The organism is Streptomyces mirabilis, from assembly GCF_039503195.1.
GTDB classification, from domain to species: domain Bacteria; phylum Actinomycetota; class Actinomycetes; order Streptomycetales; family Streptomycetaceae; genus Streptomyces; species Streptomyces mirabilis_D.
The window spans coordinates 60,332-85,763 of sequence record NZ_JBCJKP010000002.1 but is presented as its reverse complement, the minus strand read 5'-3'; the positions used below and the strand labels follow the sequence as shown (position 1 = coordinate 85,763).

The 25,432-nt window shown below is 71.6% G+C and carries 23 protein-coding genes and 1 pseudogene; 15 read left to right on the top strand and 9 right to left on the bottom strand.

Features of this window, described 5'->3' with window-relative positions; translation table 11 throughout:
• The first annotated feature begins 226 nt into the window (after positions 1–226).
• The 6 genes from AAFF41_RS50860 to AAFF41_RS50835 all read left to right on the top strand — a co-directional run bounded on the left by AAFF41_RS50860 (position 227) and on the right by AAFF41_RS50835 (position 6,983).
• Positions 227–1,258 carry a serine/threonine-protein kinase gene (locus tag AAFF41_RS50860; RefSeq protein WP_319754201.1) on the top strand — a complete coding sequence of 344 codons (1,032 nt, stop codon included), beginning with the start codon at positions 227–229 and terminating at the stop codon, positions 1,256–1,258.
• 273 nt (positions 1,259–1,531) lie between these two features.
• Positions 1,532–3,208, top strand: a complete 1,677-nt coding sequence (locus tag AAFF41_RS52150; RefSeq protein WP_425526282.1) for a DUF6777 domain-containing protein — start codon at positions 1,532–1,534, stop codon at positions 3,206–3,208.
• A gap of 341 nt (positions 3,209–3,549) precedes the next feature.
• Positions 3,550–4,152: a hypothetical protein gene (locus tag AAFF41_RS50850; RefSeq protein WP_343326537.1), complete on the top strand. Its 603-nt coding sequence runs from the start codon at positions 3,550–3,552 to the stop codon at positions 4,150–4,152.
• Between the two features lie 153 nt (positions 4,153–4,305).
• Positions 4,306–4,761, top strand: a complete 456-nt coding sequence (locus AAFF41_RS50845; RefSeq protein WP_319754199.1) for a DUF1153 domain-containing protein — start codon at positions 4,306–4,308, stop codon at positions 4,759–4,761.
• Between the two features lie 153 nt (positions 4,762–4,914).
• Positions 4,915–5,508 (top strand): hypothetical protein, encoded by a 594-nt coding sequence (locus AAFF41_RS50840; protein ID WP_343326536.1) that lies wholly within the window; start codon positions 4,915–4,917, stop codon positions 5,506–5,508.
• 239 nt (positions 5,509–5,747) lie between these two features.
• Entirely contained in the window at positions 5,748–6,983 is a 1,236-nt protein-coding gene (locus AAFF41_RS50835) for a PP2C family protein-serine/threonine phosphatase (RefSeq protein WP_319753978.1), read from the top strand.
• A gap of 109 nt (positions 6,984–7,092) precedes the next feature.
• On the opposite strand, the gene AAFF41_RS50830 is transcribed toward AAFF41_RS50835, so the two are convergent.
• On the bottom strand, positions 7,093–9,552 hold the full coding sequence (locus tag AAFF41_RS50830) for a SpoIIE family protein phosphatase (RefSeq protein WP_343326535.1): 2,460 nt from the start codon (positions 9,550–9,552) through the stop codon (positions 7,093–7,095).
• Between the two features lie 436 nt (positions 9,553–9,988).
• Between AAFF41_RS50830 and AAFF41_RS50825 the strand changes: the two genes are divergently transcribed.
• From AAFF41_RS50825 to AAFF41_RS50815, 3 genes are all read left to right on the top strand, one after another.
• Complete coding sequence (locus AAFF41_RS50825) at positions 9,989–10,219, top strand: response regulator transcription factor (protein WP_143653937.1); 231 nt, start codon at positions 9,989–9,991, stop codon at positions 10,217–10,219.
• 228 nt (positions 10,220–10,447) lie between these two features.
• Positions 10,448–10,615: a hypothetical protein gene (locus tag AAFF41_RS50820; protein WP_319753976.1), complete on the top strand. Its 168-nt coding sequence runs from the start codon at positions 10,448–10,450 to the stop codon at positions 10,613–10,615.
• A gap of 40 nt (positions 10,616–10,655) precedes the next feature.
• Entirely contained in the window at positions 10,656–10,982 is a 327-nt protein-coding gene (locus tag AAFF41_RS50815; RefSeq protein ID WP_343326534.1) for a RapZ C-terminal domain-containing protein, read from the top strand.
• Positions 10,983–11,070: 88 nt separating this feature from the next.
• On the opposite strand, the gene AAFF41_RS50810 is transcribed toward AAFF41_RS50815, so the two are convergent.
• The 5 genes from AAFF41_RS50810 to AAFF41_RS50790 form a co-directional block, all read right to left on the bottom strand.
• Positions 11,071–11,550: an Hsp20/alpha crystallin family protein gene (locus AAFF41_RS50810; protein WP_319753974.1), complete on the bottom strand. Its 480-nt coding sequence runs from the start codon at positions 11,548–11,550 to the stop codon at positions 11,071–11,073.
• A gap of 668 nt (positions 11,551–12,218) precedes the next feature.
• Positions 12,219–12,422 carry a cold-shock protein gene (locus tag AAFF41_RS50805; protein ID WP_143653936.1) on the bottom strand — a complete coding sequence of 68 codons (204 nt, stop codon included), beginning with the start codon at positions 12,420–12,422 and terminating at the stop codon, positions 12,219–12,221.
• Between the two features lie 440 nt (positions 12,423–12,862).
• Complete coding sequence (locus tag AAFF41_RS50800; RefSeq protein WP_319753972.1) at positions 12,863–13,216, bottom strand: hypothetical protein; 354 nt, start codon at positions 13,214–13,216, stop codon at positions 12,863–12,865.
• A gap of 63 nt (positions 13,217–13,279) precedes the next feature.
• Complete coding sequence (locus AAFF41_RS50795) at positions 13,280–14,707, bottom strand: GAF domain-containing protein (protein WP_319753971.1); 1,428 nt, start codon at positions 14,705–14,707, stop codon at positions 13,280–13,282.
• Positions 14,708–14,755: 48 nt separating this feature from the next.
• Positions 14,756–15,232: a pyridoxamine 5'-phosphate oxidase family protein gene (locus AAFF41_RS50790; protein WP_319753970.1), complete on the bottom strand. Its 477-nt coding sequence runs from the start codon at positions 15,230–15,232 to the stop codon at positions 14,756–14,758.
• Between the two features lie 388 nt (positions 15,233–15,620).
• Here AAFF41_RS50790 and AAFF41_RS50785 point away from each other — a divergent pair, with 388 nt between their 5' ends.
• Complete coding sequence (locus tag AAFF41_RS50785; RefSeq protein WP_319753979.1) at positions 15,621–17,417, top strand: glycoside hydrolase family 15 protein; 1,797 nt, start codon at positions 15,621–15,623, stop codon at positions 17,415–17,417.
• A gap of 242 nt (positions 17,418–17,659) precedes the next feature.
• Here AAFF41_RS50785 and AAFF41_RS50780 read toward each other — a convergent pair whose 3' ends face one another.
• On the bottom strand, positions 17,660–18,319 hold the full coding sequence (locus AAFF41_RS50780; protein WP_319753969.1) for a response regulator transcription factor: 660 nt from the start codon (positions 18,317–18,319) through the stop codon (positions 17,660–17,662).
• Positions 18,316–19,500, bottom strand: coding sequence for a sensor histidine kinase (locus AAFF41_RS50775; RefSeq protein ID WP_343326533.1), 1,185 nt, complete (start codon positions 19,498–19,500; stop codon positions 18,316–18,318). The genes AAFF41_RS50780 and AAFF41_RS50775 overlap by 4 nt, the downstream gene beginning before the upstream one ends.
• A gap of 212 nt (positions 19,501–19,712) precedes the next feature.
• Here AAFF41_RS50775 and AAFF41_RS50770 point away from each other — a divergent pair, with 212 nt between their 5' ends.
• Complete coding sequence (locus tag AAFF41_RS50770; protein WP_319753967.1) at positions 19,713–20,309, top strand: DUF308 domain-containing protein; 597 nt, start codon at positions 19,713–19,715, stop codon at positions 20,307–20,309.
• Positions 20,310–20,382: 73 nt separating this feature from the next.
• On the opposite strand, the pseudogene AAFF41_RS52145 reads toward AAFF41_RS50770, so the two are convergent.
• A pseudogene (locus AAFF41_RS52145) lies at positions 20,383–20,605 on the bottom strand (IS982 family transposase); the annotation flags it as partial.
• Positions 20,606–20,803: 198 nt separating this feature from the next.
• On the opposite strand from AAFF41_RS52145, the gene AAFF41_RS50765 reads away from it, so the two are divergent.
• The 4 genes from AAFF41_RS50765 to AAFF41_RS50750 all read left to right on the top strand — a co-directional run bounded on the left by AAFF41_RS50765 (position 20,804) and on the right by AAFF41_RS50750 (position 25,431).
• Entirely contained in the window at positions 20,804–21,442 is a 639-nt protein-coding gene (locus AAFF41_RS50765) for a hypothetical protein (protein ID WP_343326532.1), read from the top strand.
• Positions 21,443–21,560: 118 nt separating this feature from the next.
• On the top strand, positions 21,561–23,069 hold the full coding sequence (locus tag AAFF41_RS50760) for a S8 family serine peptidase (protein ID WP_343326531.1): 1,509 nt from the start codon (positions 21,561–21,563) through the stop codon (positions 23,067–23,069).
• A 218-nt stretch (positions 23,070–23,287) separates the two neighbouring features.
• A complete protein-coding gene (locus AAFF41_RS50755) occupies positions 23,288–24,379 on the top strand; it encodes a GlxA family transcriptional regulator (RefSeq protein ID WP_343326530.1) in 1,092 nt (363 codons plus the stop codon).
• Between the two features lie 41 nt (positions 24,380–24,420).
• Positions 24,421–25,431: a GlxA family transcriptional regulator gene (locus tag AAFF41_RS50750; RefSeq protein ID WP_319753963.1), complete on the top strand. Its 1,011-nt coding sequence runs from the start codon at positions 24,421–24,423 to the stop codon at positions 25,429–25,431.
• Position 25,432 lies beyond the last annotated feature (1 nt).

The following is a 25,432-nucleotide window of genomic DNA, read 5'->3' as shown; positions in this document are numbered from 1 at the left end:
CTGAACCTGAACCCGAAGGATGCGTCCGGGACGCCCGTCCGCGGACCGGCCGTGATCAAGCGCCTGGAGAAAGCACTGGATAGAATTCGGGCATGGGTGAGCGGCCCGTCCACACGGCTGCGCCGGGACTCGCTCCGGGAGTCGGTTCCGGCGGCGCGGGGGGCTGTCCCGGGGCGCTCGCACGGTGGGCCGGCGGCGGTGTGTGATGGGTGCGGCGTCGGGGGGCATGGAGCTGTACTCCGGCCGGGCCTCGGGCCTGATCGGGGCGCAGATCGCGGGCTACCGGGTGGAGCGCGAGATCGGCCGCGGGGGCATGGCCGTCGTGTACTGCGCCAAGGACCTGCGCCTGGACCGTACGGTCGCGCTGAAACTGCTCGCCCCGGAACTGGCCCGCAACGACACCTTCCGGCGCCGCTTCACGCACGAGTCGCTGGTGGCCGCCGCCATCGACCACCCGCACATCGTGCCGGTCTTCGAGGCCGGTGAGACGGACGGTGTCCTGTACATCGCCATGCGGTACGTCTCGGGGCTGGATCTGCGGGCCCTGCTCGACCGGGACGGCCCGCTGCCGGTGACGACCGCGCTGCGGATCGCCGGGCAGGTGGCGTCGGCGCTGGACGCGGCCCATGAACACGACCTGGTGCACCGGGACGTCAAGCCCGGCAACATCCTGGTGGCCCGGGGCACGGACAGTGATCATCCCGAGTACGTCTACCTCACGGATTTCGGGCTGACGAAGAAGTCGCTGTCGCTGACCGGGTTCACGACCGTCGGCGAGTTCGTCGGCACGCTCGACTACGTGGCCCCGGAGCAGATCTCGGGCCGCCCGGTGGACGGCCGGTGCGACCTGTACGGCTTCGCCTGCGTCGTCTACGAAACCCTCGCGGGCGGCCCGCCCTTCCAGCGGGACGACGACATGGCGCTGCTGTGGGCGCACCAGTACGACCAGCCGCCGCCCCTGAGCGAGCAACGGCCGGGCATCCCGCCGGCGCTGGACGGCGTGCTGGCCAAGGCCCTGGCGAAGGTCCCCGAGGACCGTTACGACTCCTGCCTGGAGTTCGTGGCGGCACTGCGGGCCGCCGCGAGCGGCGCGGGTGTTGCTGCCGCTGTCGGCAAGGACGTGCACGCGCCGACCCAGGTGGTCCCCGCGGTCGCCGAAGCCGCGCGGACAGCCGGCCCGGTGCCCGATCCGGCGTTGGAGCCGGTGCCGGATCCGCCGCGGTGGGCCCGGCCGGTCTTCGGCCGTACCCCCGGATAGCCGCATGCCGTACGCCCGGTCGGGGCGCGCCGTACGCCCGTCCGGCCGTACGCCGCCCGCCCCCGGTCCGGCGCTGCCCGCTCCTGCCGGGGTGCGGGGCCGTCGGCTTGCGAGGTGTGCGGGACGGCCGCACACAATGGTGTGAAGGGGAACCGACGGGCGGAGGGCGAGGGGGCGGGCGCGGGGCCGGACGGCAGGAGGTTGTGTTGCGGGTTTCCTGAGGCTGTGCCGCTGGCCTGTGTGCCGCAGGCCCCGATGCCGGGAGTGGAGCTCGTGAGCATCGAACCGTCGTCGTCCCAACCGTCGTTCGGCCGTCCCAAAGGTCCTCCGTCGGGGCCGCTGGCGGGGTCTTCCCAGCCGGACCGGCCCCCACCCCCGGAGGCCGAGACCCGCCCCGGCGGCGGGCGGTCGGGACCGCCGGCCGGACCGCCCGGCGGACCCGGCGGCGGGGGCGGGGGCGGCGACGAGGGCCCGCACCACCCGTGGTGGAAGTCCGCGCCCCGGGTGGCCGTGGTCGCCACCGCGATCGTGGCGGCGGTGGCCCTGATCCTCGTGTTCACCCGCTCCGACGGCACCTCGAACCAGCAGCGGGGCGAGGTCTTCCTGCAGTCCGCCGGGAGCACGGGCGCGGACCCGTTCACGGAGTCGACCGCGAAGGAGGGCACCGCGCCGACGGCGACACCCTCGCTGCCCTCCACGGCCACGGGCACGGGCAACGCGGTACAGAGCGTGAGCGGTGACGCCCCCGGCCTCTACGGCGGGACACGCAACGTCGCCAGCTGCGACGTGGAGAAGCAGATCACCGCCCTCAAGGCGGACCCGTCGAAGAACGCGGCCTTCGCCTCGGTGCTGGGCATCCAGCCCTCCGCCGTCCCCGGCTATCTGCGCACCCTCACCCCCGTACAGCTCCGGGCGGACACCCGGGTCACCAACCACGGCTACCGCAACGGTTCTGCCACCACCTATCAGGCCGTGCTGCAGGCGGGGACCGCCGTCCTGGTCGACGACCGCGGGGTACCGCGGGTGCGCTGCGCCTGCGGGAACCCGCTGACACCGCCGGCCGCGCAGCAGAGTGCCGCCCCCAGGCCGGTGGGCCAGTCGTGGTCCGGCTACCGGCCCTCGCACGTGGTCGTCGTCGCGCCGGCGCCCCGCCCGGTGAAGAAGTTCGTCGTGGCGGGCCAGAGGAAGGGCGAATGGTTCACCCGGGACCAGGGCGACCACCGCGGCGAGCACGACACGAAGACGACACCGCCCCCGCCGCCACCGAAGCCGTCCACGCCGGGCAGGGAACAGACACCCTCGAACGGCAACACCTCGCAGGGACCGGGCAAGCCGTCCAAGCCGTCGGGGTCGGGCAAGTCCTCGGAGTCGGGCAAGCCGTCCAAGCCGTCCGAGTCGGGGAAGCCCTCGAAGTCCTCCGAGTCGGGCAAGCCGTCCAAGCCGTCCGAGTCGGGGAAGCCCTCGAAGTCCTCCGAGTCGGGCAAGCCGTCGGAGTCGGGGAAGCCGTCGAAGTCGTCGGGGTCGGGCAAGTCCTCGGAGTCGGGCAAGCCGTCCAAGCCGTCCGAGTCGGGGAAGCCCTCGAAGTCCTCCGAGTCGGGCAAGCCCTCCAAGTCCTCCGAGTCGTCGAAGTCCGGCAAGGAGTCGTCACCGTCGAAGGACAAGTCCTCGTCGGAGTCGGGCAAGCCGTCCTCTCCGTCGTCCGGGGGGTCCTCGAAGCCGCAGGCCCCGTCCTCCGAGCCGCCCTCCTCGCAGCCCGGGCCAAAGACGTCCGCGCCCCAGACCTCCGCGCCTCCGCCCCTGTCCTCCGCGCCCGCGCCTTCCGCGCCCCAGAACACGGCGCCCCAGAATTCCGGACCCCCGCCCGCCGACACAGGACAACAGCAACAGCAACAGCAACAGCAACAGCAACAGCAACAGCAGCAGCAACCGCCCGGCCCCGAGGGGTCCTAGCAGCGCTGGTGCACATACGCCGCACGGTGTCCCAGGACCACCGTGCGGCGTCTTTTTGCGCGCTATACCCGACTCGTTCCGCTGGGTCAAGTCACGACTCCTCGGAACGTGACCGTGCGGTGCCCGTGGGGCCTACTTGAAGTGCGGGCCTCACCGGAAAGGAAATCCGGAAAACAAATGAGGCAGGACGGTAGGACGGAAATCTTCGGCAGAGGGTTTTCTCTTTCACCGAAACCGCGAATTGTCCCGGTACGGCGGTCCCGGTAGAACGGTCCGCCGGCTGTCGTCCCGAATTTACGGGGCGGACAGAAGAGTCCCCTTGAATCGGTAGGAGAAAACCCATGACCCGTATTTTTCACACCCACAGCGACGCCCGTTCCAAGCGCCGGGGCTTCCGCCTCGCGACACTCGCCGCCTCGGCCGCGGTGATCACCGGGGGCATCGTCCTTCCGGCGTCCGCCGCGATGGCCGCCCCGATGCCCGCCGCGCATGTCGTGAGCTTCGTCCACGGCGGCGGTGCCGGCGGTGACGGCGGTGCCGGCGGTGCCGGAGGCGGCGGCCTCGTCGGCGGCGGCGGGGGCTCCGGCGGCTCCGGCGGCGGCAGCGTCCTGGGCGTCGGCGGTGCCGGAGGCAAGGGCGGCAACGGAGGCGACGGCATCCTGTCCGGCGGCGGTGGCGGCGGCGGCGGTGGCGGCGGCGACGGTGTCATCGGCGGCAACGGAGGCAAGGGCGGTGACGGCGGCACCGGCCTGTTCGGCGGCAGCGCCGGCTCCGGCGGCTCCGGCGGCTCCGGTGTCATCGGCGGCAACGGAGGCAAGGGCGGCAACGGCGGCTTCGGTGTCTTCCAAGGCGGCAACGGAGGCAAGGGCGGCGCGGGCGGGTTCGGCGTCCTCTTCGGCGGCCTGGGCGGCGGCGGTGGCGCCGGCGGCGGCAGCATCTTCTGACCGTTACGCCCCGGCGGGGCGGAGGCCCGCACAGCCTCCGCCCCCCGACCCCTCACCCCCGACCCCTCACCCCCATTGGCCAGGCGCGGAGCCGGACGGCCGGCGCTGCGCCCGCAGAACCACGACCTCGCTCAAGGAAAACGGAGAACCCCCATGTCCAGAACTCGCTGGCAGCGTCCGCTCGTCCTGGCGGTGGCCTCGGTGGCCCTCGCCACCGGCACCGCGTGCGCAGCCCAGGCGGCGCCGGGTGTCACCACAGGCACCAGCCAGATGGCCCCGGCCGACCCGTCCCACTGCGGCCATGGCGGGGAGGGCGGGAAGGGCGGGGAAGGCGGCAAGGGCGGTGCGCCCGGCCAGCCGGGGGAGCCCGGAAAGCCCGGCCGGTTCGGCTGCTTCAAGTTCGACGACCTGCCCGACAAGCCCAAGTCGGAGCTCACGGGCGTGGACAAGATACGGATCGTGCTGACCGTGGAGTCCGGACAGGCGAAGAAGGCCGACGTCGCCAAGAAGTACAAGATCTCCGAGAAGGAGTTCGACACCTGGGACAAGCAGTTCCGCGACGGGGACTGGGCCGCGCTGATGGGTTTGAATTCCCTCTTCGGCTCCTGAGGAACTTCCTTCGACGCCCCGGCCCGGTGCGGGCCGGGGCGTTCCTTGTCAAGCCCCGAATTCCCGGGCCGTGACGGCGAGGCCCTTGACCGGGTTTATTCGATACAGCGGAAACCGCGGTACGGAAAATAATTCTTTGGGAAGAGGAATGCCATGCATATACGTTCTTGGAAGGTCCGTCTCGGTCTCACGGTCTCGACCGCCCTGACCGCCGGTGTGGCGGCCGGCGCGCTGGCGCCCGCCGCGATGGCCGCGCCGGTGCCGCAGAACCATACGGCCGTGGTGGCCGCCGCCCGGCAGCTCCCCGCCGACGGTGCCCGACCGGGCGGCGGCAGCCAGTTCGCCAACGGCCAGTTCGCTAGTGGCCAGTTCGGCACCGTCAAGGTGGGCGACGGCAGCGTGCGGATCGGCGACCGGGTGTGTGCGGGCAACTGCAACGGGACCGTCAACGGGAGCAACGGCGGCCAGGGCGGGATCTGCGCCGGGCTGTGCAACGGCAGCGCCAACGGCGGTACCGGCACGGCCGGCGCGCCGGGCCGCGAGGGCGGTATCGGCGGCCAGGGCGGGATCTGTGCCGGGATCTGCGGCGGCAGCGCCAACGGCGGCACCGGCGGCACGGGCGGGGCCGCGGTGGGCACCGGCGACGGCGGCCGCGGCGGCAAGGGCGGCACCGGCGGGATCTGCCTCGGGCTCGGCTGTGAGAGCGGTGGCCTGGGCGGCCGCGGCGGCACCGGCGGCGCCGGCTGACGTCCGCCCGCCCCGCGAGGGGGCCGGCCCGCGGCGGCGGTGGGAGTTGGTTGCGCCCGCGGGGCCAGGGCGCGGACAGGCCGAGCAGGTTCGCCGAGGACGAGGCGGTCCGCCCCGAAGGACGCCGCCGCGGCGGCCGGTGCCGGGGTTCCCGCAGCGCGGGCGGCCCTGTGTCGTGGTCGAGTGGGTTCGTGGGCGGGGTGAGGACCGTGACGTCGGGGCGGTAGGGAGAGCGTGTGGTGAGGGAGCGGATCGACTACCGGGCGCTGTTCGCCGCCACCCCCAGCCCGTACCTGGTGCTGGGCCGCGACCTGGTGATCGTGGACGTCAACCGGGCCTACCTCCTGGCGACCGGCCGCACCCGGGCGGAACTGGTCGGGCGGTATATCTTCGACGCCTTCCCCGACAATCCCGCGGACCCGGGCGCCGACGGGGTGCGGAATCTGAGCGCCTCCCTGCACTGGGTGCTGCGTTCGAAGGAACCGGACACCATGGCGGTGCAGAAGTACGACATCCCCGTCGCCGGCCGTCCGGGTGCGTTCGAGGAGCGCTGGTGGTCGCCGATCAACACCCCGGTGCTCGGGCCGGACGGGCAGGTGGAGTGGATCATCCACCGGGTGGAGGACGTGACCGGGTTCGTCCTGTCCCGCCTTCCGCGCGCGCAAGGGACCGGCGTGCTGGGCGAGCGGGAGGCGATGGAGGCCGAGCTGTATGCGCGGGCGCGCGAACTGCAGCAGCTGAACGAGGAACTGCGCAAGGCGCACGGCCGGGAACGCCAGATCGCCGTCGCCCTGCAGGAGGCCATGCTGCAATCACCCGACCTGGCGGGCCACCAGAACATCGCGGTGCGCTACATGCCCGCCGCCGGGTCCCTGAACGTGTGCGGCGACTGGTACGACGTGGTCGATCTGCCCGGCGGCTTCGCCGTGGCCGTCGGCGACGTCGTCGGGCACGGCCTGGAGGCCGCCGCGACGATGGGCATGCTCCGCAGCGCCCTGTCCGCGGCGGTCCGCGCCCTGCACGAGCCGGCCAGAGCGCTGGAGGTGCTGGGCCTGTATGCCCGCTCGGTGGAAGGGGCGCTGGCCACCACCGCGGCCGAGGCCGTCATCGACAACCGGGTCCACCGCATCCGCTACAGCAGCGCCGGTCATCTCCCGCCCGTCCTGGTGCATCCCGACGGGTCCTTCGGCCTGCTCGACCAGGCCACCGACCCCCCGCTGGGCGCCCGCCCCCGCCATGTGTCGCGCCCCCAGGCCGAGCTGCCCTACACCCCGGGAGACACCCTCGTGCTCTACACCGACGGGCTCATCGAACGCCGGGGAGAGGACATCGACGTCGGTCTGCGCCGGCTCACCGACACCCTCACCCGCCACACCCGTCTTGCTCCCGAACGCCTGGCCGACATGCTGCTCGCCCGCCTCGGTGTCAGCAGCGGCGGACGCGACGACGTCGCCCTGGTCGTCGTGCGCCTCTAGGGCCTGCCGGCGGATCATGCCGTAGACGCGGGGATGAGGTCCCGCCCGTTTCCTGCGACCTGGTCCGCCGGACAGGCCCTGGCGTTCTGCGGCCCGGTGCGGGCGGCGGTCAGCCGGGGGAGAGGGACTGCTCGGCCCAGACGGTCTTGCCGGTGAGGGCGTGCCGGGTGCCCCAGCGCCGGGCGAGCTGGCCGACCAGCAGCAGGCCCCGCCCGCCCTCGTCGAAGGTCCGGGCGCGCCGCATGTGCGGGGCGGTGCTGCTGGAGTCGAAGACCTCGCAGGTGAGCGTGGAGGCCTCGTGGATCAGCCGCAGCTGGATGGGCGGCCGGCCGTAGCGGATGGCGTTGGTGACCAGTTCACTGACCGTCAGTTCGGTGATGAAGGCGGCGTCGTCCAGCCCCCAGGCGGTCAACTGCTCGGTGGCGTGCTTGCGTGCCCGGGCGACGACGGCCGGGTCGGAGGCCAGGTCCCAGGCGGCGACCCGGTCGGTGTGCAGGGCCCGGGTGCGGGCGACGAGCAGGGCGATGTCGTCGTCGGGACGGTGGTTCAGCATGGCGGTGAGGACTCTGTCGCAGACCGTGTCGAGGGTCTTCGCGGGGCGGGCGAGGGCGGCGAACATCTTGTCCAGTGCCTCGTCGATGTCGTGGTCGCGGGCGGCGAGCAGACCGTCGGTGTAGAGGGCCAGGAGGCTGCCCTCGGGCAGTTCGGTCTCGAAGGTCTCGAACGGCAGGCCGCCCAGGCCCAGCGGCGGGCCGGCCGGGACGTCGAGGAAGCGGACGGCGCCGTCCGGGGTGACCGCGGCGGGCGGCGGGTGGCCGGCCCGGGCGAGGGCGCAGCGGCGCGAGACCGGGTCGTAGACCGCGTACAGGCAGGTGGTGCCGATGCCCCCGGCACTCTCGGCGGTGTCGTCCGTGCCGCTCTCGTCGGCGGACAGGTGCAGGACGAGGTCGTCGAGGTGGGTGAGCAGTTCGTCGGGCGGCAGGTCGACGTCGGCCAGGGTGCGCACCGCGGTGCGCAGCCGGCCCATGGTGGCGGAGGCGCGGATGCCGTGGCCGACCACGTCGCCCACGACGAGGGCCACCCGCGCACCGGACAGCGGGATGACGTCGAACCAGTCGCCGCCCACGCCGGCCCGGGTGCCGGCGGGCAGATAGCGGGTGGCGATGTCCAGGGCTCCCTGGTCGGGCAGCGTCTGCGGGAGCAGGCTGCGCTGCAGGGTCATGGTGCTGGTGTGCTCGCGGCTGCCGCGGCGGGCGGTGTGGATGCTGACGGCCGCCTTGGCGGTGAGTTCCTCGGCCAGCCACAGGTCGTCCGTCTCGAAGGGCTCCGCGTGCCGGTGCCGGCCGAAGAGGGCCACGCCGAGGGTGGCGCCGTGGGCCCGCATCGGCACCACCATCACCGAGTGCGTTGTGCTGCCCAGGAGCTGGGCGGCCCCCGGGTCCTGCCGCGCCCACCGGAGGAGGTCGGGGTCGGCCGCGTCGTACAGGGCGCCGTGGCCCTGGGCCAGGCACCGGGCCACCGGTGACAGGGCCGGGTAGAGGGTCTTCGTGCCCGCCGTGCCCGCGGCGGAGGCGGGGGGGCCGTCGTCGAGGACCGAGCGCACCGCGGTACGGGTCGCGGCGAGGGGCCTGGCCGGGGCGGCGGGGGAGGGCTCGCCGCCGTGCCGGGGGGCGTCCAGCAGATCGACGGCGGCGAAGTCCGCGAGCCCAGGGACGGCGATGTCGGCCAGTTCCTGCGCGGTGCGCCCGCTGTCCGCGGTGGTGCCGATGCGGGACGAGGCCTCGCTCAGCAGGAGCATCCGCTGCCGGGCGAGATGCTCCTGGAGCCGCTGGTGCGCCGCCAGGCACACCGCGCGTACGTGCCCGGCGGGGTCCTCCAGCGGGACGAGGGAGGTCGACCAGCCGTCGTTCGCCCCGGTGCCCGCGGGGCCGGCACCCGCCCGCAGTTGCTGCGGGCCGCCGCCCTCCAGCACCCGGCGCATCTTCGCCTCGGTCTCGTCGCTCACCGGATGCGGCACGATCTCCGGCAGACGCAGCCCGCGCATCTGGTCCTCGGTGAGGGACAGCACCTGCTCCATACCGGCGTTGGCCCGCACCAGCCGCAGGTCCGCGTCGAAGACGGCCATGACACAGGGCGCCTGACGAAACGCCCATTCCCCCAGCCGCCCGCTCCCGGACGTCCCGCTCCCGTACGTCCCGCTCCTGGGCGTCCCGCTTCCGGGCGTCGTGCTCCCGGCGGCCTCGTTCCCGGGCGCCGCGCCCCCGGCTGCTTCTCCTTCGGGCGGGCCGGCGGGTGTTCGTCCCTCGGGTGTGCCGGTCACGGCGGACACCACGAGCCACTCGGTGACGGGGCCCTCCGCCGTGCGGTGGTGCCCCAGCAGTTCCCGCCGCAGCCGGCGGCCGTCGCGGTGCCGCGGTGCCGCGGTGCCGCTCCACCGCTCCCGTCCGGCCGCGTCCCGCAGCGCCGCCGCGCCGGCCGTGCCGGCGCCGTCGGCGGGCAGACGGGCGGCGGGCTGTCCCACGACCTCCGAGGGCGGGTAGCCGAGCAACTGCCGGGCGCCTCGCTCCACTCCGTCACGATGCCCCGCGCGTCGACGGCGGCGGTGGCCGGGGGAGGGGGAGGGGCCGGGCGGGCCGGACCGGGGGAGGCGTCCGACTCGTGTGGCCGCTCACCAGGAGGGGTGGGAAGTCGCTCCATCGCCGCTCATCTCGCCCTTCGGGAACCTGCACGGCCGGGGGCTCTCCTGACAAGCATGATCCCGGGGGGCACGGAGTACCAACCCGGCGCCGTCACCGGGGGCGCGGCCCGCCGCCTCGTCCGTGACCGCGCCCCTGCAAACCCGCGGGGATTGCCTGTGACAGGCCTGTGACAGTCGGCGGACACCGTCATGAAGTCCCCCGGTCACCCTTTATGTAAAGCGGACAAAAAGCCTTATTCGGTCATATGTCCCCTGCTTTCAAGGGTGTGAGCAGCGACGACCGAGCCGACACGTCGGAGGAAATCCCATGAGCCTCACACTCGCCACGTCGCACGCCGAAGCCCCCGTCCCCGCGCTGGCCCCCCGCGAGCAGGAGACGCTGCGACATATCGCCGCAGGGCGCACCTACCTGCAGACGGCCCGCCACATGGGACTCTCCAAGCACACCGTCGACGCCTACCTCCGCCGTATCCGGGCCAAGCTCAACATCAACAGCACCGCCGAACTCACCCGGCTGGCCATCTCCCTGGGCCTGTGACCACCACGCTCCCCAAGGCCGTGACCACCACGCCCCCCGCGACCACGATGTGACCGCCGCGCCGCACCGCCGCTGCTCACCGGCCCGGGCCGAACTCCCTTCGGCCCGGCCCCGTCAGCAGCGGCACACCGGCACCGTTTTGGCACCACCCCGGCGCCGGAAGACCATGCCCGGCCCGTCTCACATCTCACATGCCCAGCCTGGACCGGTCTCACATGCCCGGCCTGGGTGGGACCGCGCCGGATCGGAGGCCGCTACGACCACGGGTACGCCGACAGCGAGTACGAGGTCCTCGCCATCGACCGCGGCCCGCGCGAGGGTTGGCCGTCGTGGCAGGTCTCGGTGCGCGGCCGGGACGGCGAGGTGCGCGAGCACTGCACCGGGTGGGACCCCTGAGGACCGGTTCATCGCCCAGCCGCCGACGGACGTGACGGTCGTGTCCATCGGGTGGGTGCACGACGACGAAGAGGCCGAGTACGCAGGCATCCTGCAGCGCGCGGACATCGCCATCGACCTGCGCCGCCACTTCCGCGACCCGCACGTCCGTGCCGACCTGCGTCAGCTCACCGCCCACGACCAGGTCGTACGCGACACCGTCATGAACACCCTGGGCGCCCGCCAGGTCCTCGCCGCGACCGCACTGCAGGTCCAGGGCTACCTCGCCGGGCCGACGGCCGCGCCGCTGACGCGACGGCTGCAGGCCTTCCGTCAGGGCCAGGCATCAGCAGGAGGGAGGTGCTGGACGAGGGCCGGCCGGCGCTAGCGCAATCCGGCCTCATCAGTGCCCGGAAGCGGATGGTTGCCCTTTCAGGTGGTGGGGCCTGACGCCCGCCCCCACCACACCTGCCGTCTCAGGCTTGGGTGATCTCGATGTGGTGCGGCTTGGCCGCCTGCGCCTTGGGGACGGTGACTGTCAGCAACCCGTCGGACAGCGTCGCGGTGATCTCTTCAGCCTTGAGGCCCGCCGGCAGCAGCGCCCGGTACTCGAAACGCCCGGTGCGCCGGGTGCTGCGGCGCAGGACGCCTTCACGCTCGCGCTCCTTGTACTCCCCTGTGATACACAGTTCCCGCTCGCTGACCTCGACGTCGATGTCCTCGCGCTTGATCCCGGGCAGTTCCGCCTCGACCACGTAGGCGTCGTCTGTTTCGTGCAGGTCGGCCATGGGCGACCAGCCTCTTGCGGAGGGCGTGGCACTTGCGGCCTGCTCCAGGAACCGGTTCATCCGTTCGAAGAGATCGTCGAACTCGGCAGTGATCGGCTCGCCCCAGCCCAGGGAGGGCGACGCTCGTTCCACGAGATGGCCGGGCCGGTGGTGTACGGGCAGAGTCATCGCGGGTCACCTCCGCATACGATGGCATTCGGGTCATTTCCATGCTGCGGGCATCCGCCACGGCCCGCGATTCGGACAGTCGGCGACCGGCTCCAGGAGCTCGGGCCGCGGACTTGTCTGGTCAGGAGCGCCTGTCATCCCTTCGGGCGGATCCATTCCACCGCCTTCGCGCCTGATCAGGTGGGTCCTCTGGTTCCCGGCAGGCTGGCCGGCATGGGCCACTGGGTGTACGTCTTCTCGGGTCGCCCCGACTCGGGGGATTACCAGCAGATCGCGGACGATGAGGAGCCGGGTCATGCGGTGCTGCGTGAACGCCTGGGCGGCCTTTGCACCGTGGACGGGTTCGTGCGGGAGAGCATCGGCGACCTGATGAAGGCGGCCCACTTCCGGTGGGTGGCCGGCGGAGCCCCGTCCGTGGTGGCGGCCGACGGTGCTGCAGGCTTCCGGCCTTGCACCCACACGCGAAGGACTGCCTGGCCAGTGAGCGTGGGCAGCAGCCCCGACCACCAGCGATCCCGCGTGAGGGGGCTTTTCGAGCCCGCATTTCGAGGCTGCCGAGAAAGCTGTGCGCGATACCGTGCTCGGCGAATCTCATGATGAATCGCCAGCGGTGCCGCAGAAGGCAGGCCCGGCACTTCGCAGGGTGCCGGGCCTGTTCGGGCGTGGGGTCAGACGACGCGGATGTTCTCCGCCTGGGGGCCCTTCTGGCCCTGGGTGACGTCGAACTCGACGTGCTGGCCTTCCTGCAGTTCCCGGTAGCCCTGGCCGGTGATGTTGGAGTAGTGGGCGAAGACGTCCGGGCCGCCGCCCTCCTGCGCGATGAAACCGAAGCCCTTCTCCGCGTTGAACCACTTCACAGTGCCCTTGGCCATGCCTGGTCTCCTTCGTGGGGGTTCGGGCCCGCACGGTGCCGCGGGTCCGGAGATGATCGCCCTGGTCCGGAGAGTGCTGCACAGCAAAACGCCCGCGGGCAAGATGACCGCGGGCGAACAACTTCGGAACCACGACTGCTCTGTGGACAACGCTAGTTCCTGCGCTTGGGCACCGCCAGGCCGCAACGCCGCCTGCCCCGCCGTCACACGGAAGACGCCGGTCCGGCTTCCCTCTCCAGGGCACAGCGCCCTCCTCACGGGCGAGCGGGTCTGCGAGCAGCCGGTAGCCGCGAGCGCAATGGCGGCGGGACAGGCCGGCCTCGGCCGGTCTCCTCGCACACGTCCAGCGTCTCGGGGCCTGCGGGTGCTCTGCGACCGGTGAGGAGCAGCGGGCGGGCGCGTCCGGCGATCAGCCGGGGCAGCTTCTCGGCGCGTGCGGGTCAGCGTCTCCAGCGGTGCTGCTCGGCCGCTCGCCGTCGGATCACGTACAGGTCGGCGATGGCCACGGCAGTGGACGCCGCGCAGAGCGCGGCCAGTGCGATGAACAGAGTGCGGTCGGGCTGGGAGGCAGGTTTCACTTGCCATGCGAGGAGGGCGAAGCCGGCGGCGCCCAGCGCGAACAGCACGGTGAAGAGACGCGAGAGGAGCCGCCGGGCGGGCAGGTCGGTCTGTGCCCAGCGCGGCTCGCTGCCGGTGTGACGCCAGCGGCGTGCCGCGGCCCGCGCCCGCCGGTCGGCCGTCCGTGCATGCCAGTGCCGTGTCACGTGGTGGCGTCCATGGCGCGAAATGGCCATCCTTTGTCCTTCCCGTAACGCGCAGGGCGGTGGAGGCGTGCCTCCGGCCTGGGTGTCCGACGCTCACTCCTGGGGTCTTGGGCCCGGTCTCTCGGGCCGGGTGCGGCCGGTGCCGCCGTGTTGCAGGTCGAAGACGGTGACGCGGATGTCCTTGATGATGTTGTCGAGACGGTCGACGGTCTGCAGGATTCGGTGCTGGAGGTCGCCGGGTGCAGCGGTGGCCGCGCTGTTGAGGGCGAGGCTGACGCCGAAGATGTCCTCGATGACGCGGTCGTGCAGAGCCTGGGCGATGCATTCGTGGTCCTGGATGCGGGCGATGAACTCTGCGTCGGTGCGTTGTGCGGCCAGGTGCTGGGCGAGGGTGGCCTGGGCGGCGAAGCCGGTCAGCGCGCCGAGCTGGGGCTCGTCGAAGGCCGGCCGCCCGGGTCGGCGGGTGACGAGCAGAACTCCGGTCGGCTCTGCGCCGCTGGAGAGGGGGGCGAGCATGGCCGGCCCGAGGAGCCTCGACCACGCGGCGCCCGGACCATGGGCACGCTCGTCCGCAGCCAAGTGGGAAGTGAGCAGCGGTTTGCCGCTGGTCAGTACGTGGCCGCACAGGGATCCCTGCGTGGGCAAGTGCCGTCCGGTCAACCCTGGGGCGTCATGCCCGTCGGCGAGGCGGATCACGAGCCGGTCGGCGCTCTCGGGCACGGCGATGGCGGCGAGGTCGGCCTCGGCGACCTGCCGGGCGTGTTCAGCGATCGAGGCAAGCGCCCGCTCGGTGTCGATGCCGCTCAGCAGGGCAGCGGTGATCTCGGCGCTGGCGCGCTGCCATGCCTGCTCGCGCTGGGTCTGCTGGAACAGGCGGGCGTTGTCGAAGGCCAGTCCGGCGGCGCGGGCCAGAGCCTGTGCCAGTTCCTCGTCCTCGTCGCTGAACGGCTCCGGCACGGCCCGCAGGCCGGCCTTGTCACCCAGGCACAGGGCGCCCACGGTCTGGCCGCGGGCACGGATCGGCACGCCGAGGAAAGTGTGCAGCGGTCCGGGACCAGGTGCCCACCCGACGGGAACCGGGTGGGCGCTGAGGTCATCGATCCGAAGGGGCTGGTCGGCCTCAGCGAGCTGCTGCACGACGCTCTCGTCTACAAGGCGACAGTCCTCCACGGCCTCGGCGTCCGCATGTCCGGCACCTGCCTGGAGGAACCGGGAGAGGTCACCGGCCCCGTCGAAGACGGCGAGGGCGGCATGGCGCGCATGCAACAGGTCACACGCTGTGGTCAGCAGATGATCCAGAACGGCGGGAGAGGAGATGTCGGCGGTGATGGCGAGAACAGCACGCAGCAGCTCCCGGAGCCGACCCTGTGTACGGAGCACCTCTCCGGCACGGTCGACCAGTTCCTGGACCGCGCAGTCCAGCTCCAGGCGCGCGGGATCCGGGAAACTCAGCAGGTCGGATATGTCGTCAGCCGGGCCGGATTCCGATCCGGCTGAGCCTGCGGTCGGGAACCGTGCCATCGGTGCGCCCCTATATGTGACTTATAGCAATGATTACCCCGAATTTTCCTATCGATGCTTGGTGCCTGCCCCTGGTCCGGCAGCACTGGGCCAGGGCACTCGTCCACTGTGGTGGGGGGTGCCGGTCAGAGGGAAGCTGCGGCCGCTCACCTCACTGGTGGTGATCCGTACCAGGACCTCCTCAGGGGCTGGGACCCAAGCCGCCGTCGACCGGGCCAGGTGTTCACGCTGCGCCGCGTCCGTGACAACATGCGCATAGCCGGTCACGCACACGTGCCATGCGGCGTCGCTCGCCGCATCCGTCCCATCGGCTTCAAAGGCCACCACATCACCGTCGAGTGCCTGGGGCAGGTGCGCAGCCGAACCGCCGCCGATTACCACGCCGTCGTTCATCAGGTAGTTCACAGGCACGATCGCCGGCAGAGCGCGCTCGGTGAACACCACTCGCCCATAGCCGCCCCGCTCGAGCAGCTCCATACAGCGTTGCCGATCGAGCCGACCCATCGGCGGCGCAATCCCGGTCATGCCCTCAAGGTCTCTCGTACCGGCACCGGCTCGCATCGGGCCGAAGGTCCTCCCTTGCTCACCATGTGGACCATCCATTTGTCCTGGCCGCAAGGCTGAAGATCGCGAAAATCCATGCCCGGATCGCTGACCGGCGCCGTGACTGCATGCACAAGATCACCACTCGGCTCGTTCGTGACTGCACGCACCAGACCCCTCTCACCTGCGCTTAAGAGGCGCCGATACGTCCCTCCGACCTGATCCGCCGGACAGGCCCTAGCCTGGACCCCAGGGGGCGGCTCGGGCGAAGCCCAAGGAGGCTGACGTGGCTGAAGCGACTCCTGAGGCCGGAGCGAAGGACAGCGACCGGACATCCGCCGGCCCCCGCGGCACCGGCACCCCCGGCTACCTGCCCATCGCCGAGCACGGCCTGATCGGCGACCTGCGCAGCGCCGCCCTCGTCGGCACGAACGGCACCATCGACTGGTACTGCTGCTCCCGCTTCGACGCACCCAGCGTCTTCGCCTCGATCCTCGACGCCGAACGGGGCGGATCCTTCGAACTCGCCCCCGACGTCCCCACCCGCACCAAACAGTTCTACTTCCCCGACACCAACGTCCTGATCACCCGCTTCTTCGCGGACGACGGAGTCGGCGAGATCCAGGACTTCATGCCCGTCGTCGACGACTCACGCGAGGCCGACCGCCACCGCCTCATCCGCCGCGTGGTGTGCGTCCGCGGAGCACTCCCCTTCCGCGCCCGCGTCGCCCCCCGCTTCGAGTACGGCACCGCACCCCACACCGTGCACGCCGGGGCCGGCCAGGCGGTCTTCGCCTCCGCCTCGCTGCACCTCGCCCTGACCTCCACCGCGCCCATCGAGATCGACGGCCCGGACGTCTGGGCCCTGTTCAAACTGCACGAGGGCGAGACGGCCGTCTTCACCATCGACCAGATCGGCGGCGACGTGGCACCCCGCTTCTGCGCCGTCGCCGAGGCGGAACGAGAATTCAACGCGACCGTCCGCTACTGGCGCCACTGGCTGTCCCAGTCCCGCTACCGCGGCCGCTGGCGGGAAATGGTCCACCGCTCCGCCCTCACCCTCAAACTCCTCACCTACGCCCCCACCGGCGCCATCGTTGCCGCGCCGACCACCAGCCTGCCCGAACAGATCGGCGGCGAACGCAACTGGGACTACCGCTACGTGTGGATCCGCGACGCCGCGTTCTGCGTGTACGCGATGCTCAGACTCGGCTTCACCGACGAAGCCGAAGCCTTCATGGGCTTCGTCACCGAGCACGTCCAGCGCGCCCCCGACGGCCCGACCGGACCCACCGGCCCCCTGCAGATCATGTACGGCATCGACGGATGCCGTGACCTGCCCGAACGCGAACTGCCCCACCTCGAGGGCTACCGCGGCTCAGCCCCCGTACGCGTCGGCAACGCCGCCGTCGACCAGCTCCAGCTCGACATCTACGGAGCACTCATCGACTCCCTCTACCTCTACGACAAGTGGGGCAAGCCCATCTCCAGCGCCCACTGGGACAGCATCAGCGAGCTCGTCGACTGGGTGTGCGACCACTGGGACCAGCCCGACGAGGGAGTCTGGGAGACCCGCGGCGGCCGCAAGACGTTCCTCTACTCCCGCCTCATGTGCTGGGTGGCGATCGAACGCGCCATGCGGCTGGCCCACCACCGCGGCCTGCCCGCCGACATGGTCCGCTGGGGCGCCGTCCGCGACACGATCTACCGGCGCATCATGAGCCACGGCTGGTCCGCCGAACGCCACGCCTTCACCCAGTACGAGGACAGCGACATCCTCGACGCCTCCCTGCTGATGATGCCGCTGGCCAAGTTCATCGCCCCGACCGACCCCAAATGGCTCGCCACCCTCGACGCCCTCGGCGAGGACCTGGTGTCCGACTCCCTGGTCTACCGCTACGACCCCCAGGCCAGCCCCGACGGCCTCCAGGGCGAGGAAGGCACCTTCTCGATCTGCTCCTTCTGGTACGTCGAGGCACTCACCCGCGCCGGCCGCCTGGACGAGGCCCGCCTCGCCTTCGAGAAGATGCTCACCTACGCCAACCACCTCGGCCTCTACGCGGAGGAGATCGGTGTCACCGGCGAACAGCGCGGAAACTTCCCCCAGGCCTTCACCCACCTCGCCCTGATCAGCGCCGCCTTCAACCTCGACCGCATGCTCGGCTAGACGAATGAGTCCGGTGTCGGGACCGGTGCGCGAGCGTGAAGAGAGGGCGCTCAAGACCATGTTGTGACGCAACCCGTCTGCCTTGCCCTGGCGCAAGCCCTGCCCCGCAGGTACAGGTCCGGGCGCGCCGCTCGCGCAGCGCGACGGCGAGGTCTTCCAGGTACGTGCCCACGCCGTCCCGCCCGCCGGACTGCTCGGCATCGCCACGGCGGCCACCTGTTTCGGGGTTCTGCTCGGCAGGTTCAGGGGTAGACGCCGGCCCGGAAGGCGAACGAGACGAGTTGCGCTCGATCACGTGCGCCGACCTTCGCCATGGCCCGCACCGCATGCGTCTTCACGGTGAACGGCGACACGGACATCTGGGCCGCGATCTCGTCGTTGCCGAGACCGCTCGCGACGAGAACGACCACGTCCCGCTCCCTGGGTGTCAGAGCGTCGAAGCGTCGCAGCAGTTCCTGGTCGATCACCGGGGGCGGACTGTCGGTCATGTGACCGATGAGCGCGGCCGTCGCGGCGGCCGACAGCGCACCGCCACCGCCAACGACCTCGGTGATTCCGGCGACGAGTTCAGCGGGGCTCACGGTCTTGCTCAGGAAGCCGTTGGCGCCCGCGCGAAGGGCGGCGAGAACGATGTCGTCCTGGTCAAAGGTGGTCAGCACGATCACCCGCATCTTTGCGGGCGGGTGCTCTTTGCGGATCCGGCGGGTGGCTTCGACACCGTCGATGCCGGGCATCCGGATGTCCATCAGGACCAGGTCGACGGGGTGGTCCCGGAGGAAGGGGACGACCTGGAGCCCATCGGAGAGATCACCCGCAACAACGAGACTTGGGTCGAGCCGGAGCATCGCTTTGATGCCGGCCCTTATCTCGTCCTGGTCGTCGACGATCAGAATCCGCGTCATCGGACGACGGCTCCCAGAGGGCTGAACTCCGCATGGACCCGGAATCGCCCGTCGTCACTGTCGATCGTCAGCCGCCCGCTGGAGGACTCGACGCGTTCGCGCATCCCCACGAGCCCGAGTCCGCTGCCCGAGCCGGAGCCGCGCAGTGAGCGACCGACGCGGTTCTCCACGGTGACGCAGATCCTGCCGTCGCGCTGGCCCACATCCACCGTTGCCGCCCCCTCTCCATGCCGGTAGGCATTCGTGAGCGCTTCCTGAACGACCCGGTAGACCGTCACGCCGACGCTGGGCTCCACGAAACCGGCGGGGATGTCGATGGAGGGATGGACGTCGAGGCCGATGCTCTCGAAAGAGGCGATAAGGCCTTCCAGGCCGCTGAGCGCCGGGGTCGGCCGGAGCGCCTCGTCTTCGGAGATGTCGTCTGCGAGGCGGAGGAGCGCGAGAATCCGTTGCGTTTCGACGACGACGGCGCGGGCGCTGGACCTGGCTGAGACCAGGGCCTGCCGGGAGGACTCGGCGTCTTCGGGCAGCCCGATCTCCGCGGCACCGAGATGCAGGCTCAGCATCGCGACCTGGTGGCCGATGACGTCGTGGAGGTCCCGGGCGATGCGGAGCCGTTCCTCGGTCACCCGTCGGGTGGCTTCGATCTCGCGGGTGGCGATGGCGCTTTCGGCCCGTTCCTCCAGGGTGCGCCAGTGCTCTCGATGGATGCGCAGCGCGGCCCCTGTCGCCCCTCCTGCTATGGCTGAGAAGAGTGCGGCGGCTCCCACGATCGCGCCGCCGCGGAATCCTCCCAGCGTCATGAACGCCCCCAGGAAGAACGCCGCCACGATGCCGGTTCCGGCCAGCGGCTGCTTCCCCCTGAGGGTGACCGAGAACAGCACGAGCACTGCCATCATCCACACCGACAGGGGGTCGTGGCCCACCGCTGTGACGGCGAAGGACGCCGCGCTCGTTACGACCAGTCCTGCCCACGGCCTCCACCACGAGAGGGCGACACCGCCACCGGCGAGGAGTACGGAGAGGGCCGTCGGCCAATCCGACCCTCGCAGGATCACTGCCGCGATCTGGCCGGTGAACACCAGCGCGGCCACCGAATAGGCGATGAGGTGCAGCGACTTGGGGCGGCGGACCCACAGGGGTGCCACGGGCCCGTCCTGATTGCTCTGCGCCTCGACCATGGTCTGATTCTCGTCCACGTGTGCTGCGGCCGTGTACTTCGAATGATGTAGACGGCGAGCCCGGTCCGGGCGATGGGGACGGCAGAACTCATTCGATTCGAAGTGGATGGCAGAACTACTTCGTTCGAAGTACACGGCTCCTCCCGAGGCCGCTGAGACTCCTCATCGAGGCGACCGTCTCACACCATCACGATCACAAAACGGGACACCCGATGACTCAGACCACCGTGACTTCGAGCACGCACACGACCACCACGACGTCCTCCGGGCTCCGATCGCTCTATCTGATCCGAGTCGCCTTCTCCCTGATCTGGGTGGCACTCGTCGTCGCGACCTCCGCCTCGCTCGTGTCGGCGGACAAGCCCACCGTGATCGCGGCCGTGCTGCTCGTCAGCTACCCCCTGTGGGACGTCATCGCCACACTCCTCGAGCGTCGCATGGCTGGCACCGGCTCCACGGACCGCCTCGGTACCACCAACATGGCTCTCGGCCTCGCCACCACCGCCGGGATGATCGTTGCCGTCTTCTCCACCATCGGGTCGGCCCTGCTCGTGTTCGGCATCTGGGCCCTCCTTTCCGGAGCGATCCAGCTCGTCGTGGCGATCCGGCGCCGACGCACCGTCGGTGCCCAGTGGCCCATGGTCATCAGCGGCGGACTGTCCGTCCTCGCCGGTGCCTCCTTCGCTGCCATGTCCGCCTCGGCGACGAGCAGCCTCTCCTCCGTCGCCGGATACTCAGCCTTCGGTGCCTTGTGGTTCCTTGTCTCCGTCATCGCCCTGAGCATCCGCAGCCGACGCGAAAAGCGTTGACCACCGCGGTCGGAGCCACCGCCTCTCCCGGGGCGCGGCGCCTTCCGCGAACTCGGCGTCGAGCAGATCGTCAGCCCGACTGTTGAGGGAGGCAGGGGAACATGCCGGTCAGGTGCTTGCGGGCGAAGCGCAGCCAGCGCGCCCCGGAGCGGTGGCCGAGCAGGGCTTGCGCCAGGGCAAGGCAGACGAGTTCGGTCGGTCAGCAGTGGCGGCCGTCCCATCCCCCGGGTCCCCCCGATCTCGTTGTCGATCTTCACGTACAGCGCGGTCAAGAGGGTGTTCAGGCCGTGCGTCACAACATGATCTTGAGCGCCCTCTCTTCAAGCTCGCGCACCGGCCCCGACACCGGACTCATTCGTCTGGACCGCACGCCCGGCTGCTCCTGTATGACATCAACGAAGGTGAGGCGCGTCTCCCTGCCACAGCCCCCGGCGCCGCCCCACCGCCCCGGCTGTGACGCAGCTCCTGTCGCCCCGCGGGAGACCGCCGTACCGTTGTCCGCCCCGCACATCCCCGCCCGGGCGCGCAGTGCCCGCGACCGGATCACCCACACCGGAACACCCAGGACAGGCGGGCACACGCACAGGACGGCCCACCATGCCCACCGCTCTCTCGCCCGTCATCGCCGCCTCCACACGCTGGCTGCTGGCGGCCTTCCCCCGGCCGCCGGCCCGCTGAACCAGGCTCTGGCCGAAGCCCAGGCAGGACACGCGGCCACCATCGCCGCCGCCCTGCGCTACCCCACCGCACTGGACGCCGAACTGCTGGACCTGCTCGGCCCCGGCGGCTCCGGCCGGCTGGACTTCGTCACCGGCGCCGACGCACCCCCGCTGACGGACGCCACCCACGCCTGGCGCACCCAGGTCGACGAGACCGTCGTCAGCTGGGCGGCCTGCCTGCTGGCCGACGCCGACCTCGCCGCCCTGGCCGCCGCCTGCCTGGCCGCCACCCACCACGGCCCCGACAGTGTGGGCGACGCGCGCCGGCTGACCATCCCCAGCCCGCGCGACCACCGCGCGGCCCCCCTGCTGCGCCACCCGGACTTCCTCGGCCCGATCGCGGACCTCCACCGCGAGACCCTCCTCGGCCTCCTCGGCGCCGCCCCGGCCGTCACCGCCCCCGAGCCCGGGTGACCACCAAGCCCGTACGACCACAGGCAGCCGGCCACCGCCCGGCGCGCCGCTGCGGGGACCACCAGAATCCTGGGCAACGACGCGCACGGTCCCATGCGGAACCTGCTCGCTGACCAGTTTGGGAACGGCCCTGGCGCTGGCCGGCCGCAGCGCGCTGGCCGGCCACAAGGCTGCGGGCACGCTGGGTGGTGCGCTGGCCGGTATCCAGCATGTGTGGCTGGACGGCAAGGTCAAGGCCGCCGGCCTGGACTGGAACCTTCAGAAGATCAACGCCCCGGCGGCGTGGTCCACCGGCGCCACCGGCAAGGGCGTGAAGGTCGCCGTCATCGACACCGGAATCGACACCACCCACCCCGACCTGTCGACCCAGGTCACCGAATCGGTCAACTTCTCCGACGCCCCGGACGCTCTCGACCACGTCGGCCACGGCACCCACGTGGCGGGCACCATCGCCGGCACCGGCGCTGCCTCCGGCGGGGCACGCAAGGGCGCCGCCTACGGCGCCAGCCTCTTGAACGTCAAGGTCCTCAACGACGACGGCGAGGGGATGGACTCCTCCATCATCGTCGGCATGGAGTGGGCGGCCCAGCACGGCGCGAAGGTCGCCGACCTGAGTCTGGGCGGACAGCCGACGGATGGCACCGACCCCGACAGCCAGGCCCTCAACCAGCTCACCACCCAGTACGGCACCCTGTTCGTCGTCGCAGCCGGCAACAACGGCAGGCCCCACACCATCGCCACCCCCGGCGCGGCGGATGCCGCGCTGACGGTGGCCGCCACCGACCGCGACGATGCAGCGCTCGGGCTCGTGGCCAGGCAGGACACCGCGGGTGGCGGCCGGTACACGGCCGTGGCACCCGACGTCGCGGTGGCGGCGGCGGTGATGCAGCGCCAGCTGGCCCTGCTGAAGGTCCAGTCACGCATCGACACACTGATGCAGACCTACCGCAGCCGTGCGGCCGGGGCCGGCCCGCCGGCCCAGCTCCTGAGCAGCCCCGAAGAAATCCGGGAGTGCTTCGTGCACCTGCAGCGCACGGCCTGCCAGGAGGTGCTCAGTTTCACCCGCCTGCCCTTTGCCCTGGCCCTGGACCGCAATGACACGGAGCTGGAGATGCTGGAGCGGGGCGTTGGCTACCGGGCCGTCTATGAGCGGGCCGTACTGGCACAGCCCGGCGCGCGAGAGCAACTGCGCGGCTACCTGAATGCCGGTGAACAGGCCCGCGCCGCGACGATCCTGCCCAGCAAGTTCGTCATCGCCGACCGCCACCTTGCCATGATCGCGGTCCGCAGCGACCAGCAGGAGATGGCCTGCGGCTGCCTCCTGATCCGCACTACGGGGATCGTGGATGCTTTGACGGCCCTGTTCGAGCACGTCTGGGACCGCTCGGTGCCTCTGCAGCTCCACGATGAGGCCGGGCCCGAAAACGACGCGCTGACCACCGTCGGCGGCGGCGACCTCGAGCTGCTCGCACTGATGCTGGCCGGCCTGCCCGACAAGGCCCTGGCCTCCCAACTGGGGCTCAGCGTCCGCACGGTCCACCGGCGTATCCGCCGTCTGATGTCCCTCACCGGCTCCACCACCCGCATGCAGCTGGGCTGGTACGCCGCCCGAACCGGACTGCTGTGAGAAATCCCGAGCACGGGCGAGCCGGCCCGTCGGCCTGCACCAGGGGGCCGCTGCCGCAGCTCGCTCCCGACGTGAGCGCCGGGGCGGACAGGAGCCCGGCTGCGCGATGCCCGCAGCCTGTCCGGCCGGCCCCCGTTCGGCCCTCCTGCGGGCGATGGCCGGATACGAGGGGTATCGGTCCTTGCCCCGCCGTGAGGCCTGGCCCGACCCTGGCAGTCATGATCACCTCGAACGGCCCGGCCAGCGCGGACAGGCGCCCGCGCACCCACCTCGTCGTGATGGTCCTCTATGACGGGGTGCAGGCGCTGGACGTCACCGGGCCGATGGACGTCCTGGCGGCCGCCAACGACCACGGGGGCCGCTACCGGGTTGTTGCCCTGTCTCCCAGCGGTAAGGAGGTGCGGACCACGTCCGGGTTGCGGCTTGCCTCCGACGGGGTGCTTGAGGAGTGGTCCGGGCGGATCGGCACACTCATGGTTCCCGGCAGTCCCAACTGGCACGTGTCCGTGGAAGACCACGGGCTGATCGAGGAGCTGACGCGACTGGCCCGCTCGGCCGGCCGGGTGGCCTCCCTGTGCGCGGGAGCCTTCCCGCTGGCGGCCGCGGGCCTGCTGGACGGGTGCCGTGTGGCCACCCACTGGCGGCAGGCCGACCAGCTGGCCGCCCGCTTCCCGTCGGTGCACGTGGACCGCGATGCGCTGTTCATCCGTGACGGACGGATCATCACCTCGGCGGGCGTGACAGCAGGCATCGACCTGACGCTGTCGCTGGTGGAGGAGGACCTGGGGCCCGAGGCGGCGCGGGCCGCGGCGAAGGACCTGGTGGTCTTCATGGCCCGGCCGGGCGGCCAGTCCCAGTTCAGTGTCCGGCTGCGCGCACGGTACTGCCGCAGCGCGACGGTCCGTGCGGTGCTGGACGCCGTGGCGGCCGCTCCCCACCTGGATCACCGGCTGGGCGCGCTGGCGGCAGGGGCGGGCGTGAGCGTGCGCCACCTGACCCGGCTGATCCGTCAGGAGACCGGCACCACGGCCGCCCGGTTCGTCGAGCAGATCCGCCTGGAAGCGGCGCAGGGCATGCTCGAATCGGGCACCGACCCGTTGGACACGGTCGCCCGCAGGAGCGGATTCGGATCCGCGGAAACACTGCGCCGTGCATTTCAACGCGAATTCGGCATTACCCCCGGCGCCTACCGTGCGCGTTTCCGTACCACGCAGCCGGAATGCCCCCGGGCGCCGTCCGGACCCGGCGGCGCAGTGCCCGCAGGCCGGGTGGCAGTCGCACGGGGCGGCGCGTCGGCCAACGCTGGGTGACCGCCTTGCCTCGCAGATGAGGTCGGGCGGAGGATTTTCCCATGGACGGGCGAAGCGGGCGGAGCCGGCCGCACCTGGTGGTGATGGTGCTGTTCGACTGCGTCCAGTTGCTGGACGTCACCGGGCCGCTGGAGGTGTTCGCCGCCGCCAACGACCAGGGCGCCCGCTACCGGTTGCTGACCGCCTCCTGCGGGGGGCGGGAGGTGGTGACCACGGCAGGCGCACGGCTCGCGGCGGATGTGGTCCTGGAGGAGGTCACGGGCACAGTCGGCACCCTGATCATCCCCGGCCGCTCCGACTGGCGGACGGCGGTGTCCGACGCTTCCCTCATCGCCGGGATCAGCCGCCTGGCCGGGCTCTCCCGCCGGGTGGCCTCAGTGTGCGCCGGCGCGTTCCCCCTGGCGGCCACAGGACTGCTGGACGGACGCCGGGCGGCCACCCACTGGCGCCTGGCCGGCGAACTGGCTGAGAACTTCCCCCATGTCCAGGTCGATGCCGACTCCATCTTCGTGCGGGACGGGCACCTCATCAGCTCCGCCGGGGTCACCTCCGGTATCGATCTGGCCCTGTCGCTGGTGGAGGAGGACTTCGGCCCCCAGGTGGCGCGTGCTGCGGCGAAGTATCTGGTGGTCTTCATGGCCCGGCCGGGCGGCCAGTCCCAGTTCAGTGTCCGGCAGGCCGCCCGGCAGCCCCGCCACCAGGTGGTGCGGCAGGTGATGGACGACGTCACGGCCGATCCCGCCGCCGATCTCAGCCTGGAGGCCGTGGCCGGGCGGGTCGGGGTGAGCGTGCGCCAGCTGACCCGGCTCTTTCGGGCCGAGACCGGGATGACCGTGACCTGCTTCGTGGAGCAGATCCGTCTCGAGGCGGCGCAGGGGCTGCTGGAGTCCGGCACCGACCCGCTGGACGTCGTGGCCCGCCGCTCGGGGTTCGGCTCCGAGGAGACCCTGCGCCGCGCCTTCCAGCGGGAACGCGGCATCACCCCCGGCACCTACCGGGCGCGGTTCAGGACCACCTTCACGGCCCACTCGGCCACGGCCGGGGCCCACTGAC

Excerpts from the sequence above, each read along its gene's own strand:
- AAFF41_RS50860 (WP_319754201.1), top strand. The coding sequence starts at position 227 with ATGGAGCTGTACTCCGGCCGGGCCTCGGGCCTGATCGGGGCGCAGATC.
- AAFF41_RS50850 (WP_343326537.1), top strand. The coding sequence starts at position 3,550 with ATGACCCGTATTTTTCACACCCACAGCGACGCCCGTTCCAAGCGCCGG.
- AAFF41_RS50845 (WP_319754199.1), top strand. The coding sequence starts at position 4,306 with ATGTCCAGAACTCGCTGGCAGCGTCCGCTCGTCCTGGCGGTGGCCTCG.
- AAFF41_RS50840 (WP_343326536.1), top strand. The coding sequence starts at position 4,915 with ATGCATATACGTTCTTGGAAGGTCCGTCTCGGTCTCACGGTCTCGACC.
- AAFF41_RS50825 (WP_143653937.1), top strand. The coding sequence starts at position 9,989 with ATGAGCCTCACACTCGCCACGTCGCACGCCGAAGCCCCCGTCCCCGCG.
- AAFF41_RS50810 (WP_319753974.1), bottom strand. The coding sequence starts at position 11,550 with ATGACTCTGCCCGTACACCACCGGCCCGGCCATCTCGTGGAACGAGCG.
- AAFF41_RS50805 (WP_143653936.1), bottom strand. The coding sequence starts at position 12,422 with ATGGCCAAGGGCACTGTGAAGTGGTTCAACGCGGAGAAGGGCTTCGGT.
- AAFF41_RS50800 (WP_319753972.1), bottom strand. The coding sequence starts at position 13,216 with ATGGCCATTTCGCGCCATGGACGCCACCACGTGACACGGCACTGGCAT.
- AAFF41_RS50795 (WP_319753971.1), bottom strand. The coding sequence starts at position 14,707 with ATGGCACGGTTCCCGACCGCAGGCTCAGCCGGATCGGAATCCGGCCCG.
- AAFF41_RS50790 (WP_319753970.1), bottom strand. The coding sequence starts at position 15,232 with ATGACCGGGATTGCGCCGCCGATGGGTCGGCTCGATCGGCAACGCTGT.
- AAFF41_RS50780 (WP_319753969.1), bottom strand. The coding sequence starts at position 18,319 with ATGACGCGGATTCTGATCGTCGACGACCAGGACGAGATAAGGGCCGGC.
- AAFF41_RS50775 (WP_343326533.1), bottom strand. The coding sequence starts at position 19,500 with ATGGTCGAGGCGCAGAGCAATCAGGACGGGCCCGTGGCACCCCTGTGG.
- AAFF41_RS50770 (WP_319753967.1), top strand. The coding sequence starts at position 19,713 with ATGACTCAGACCACCGTGACTTCGAGCACGCACACGACCACCACGACG.
- AAFF41_RS50755 (WP_343326530.1), top strand. The coding sequence starts at position 23,288 with ATGATCACCTCGAACGGCCCGGCCAGCGCGGACAGGCGCCCGCGCACC.
- AAFF41_RS50750 (WP_319753963.1), top strand. The coding sequence starts at position 24,421 with ATGGACGGGCGAAGCGGGCGGAGCCGGCCGCACCTGGTGGTGATGGTG.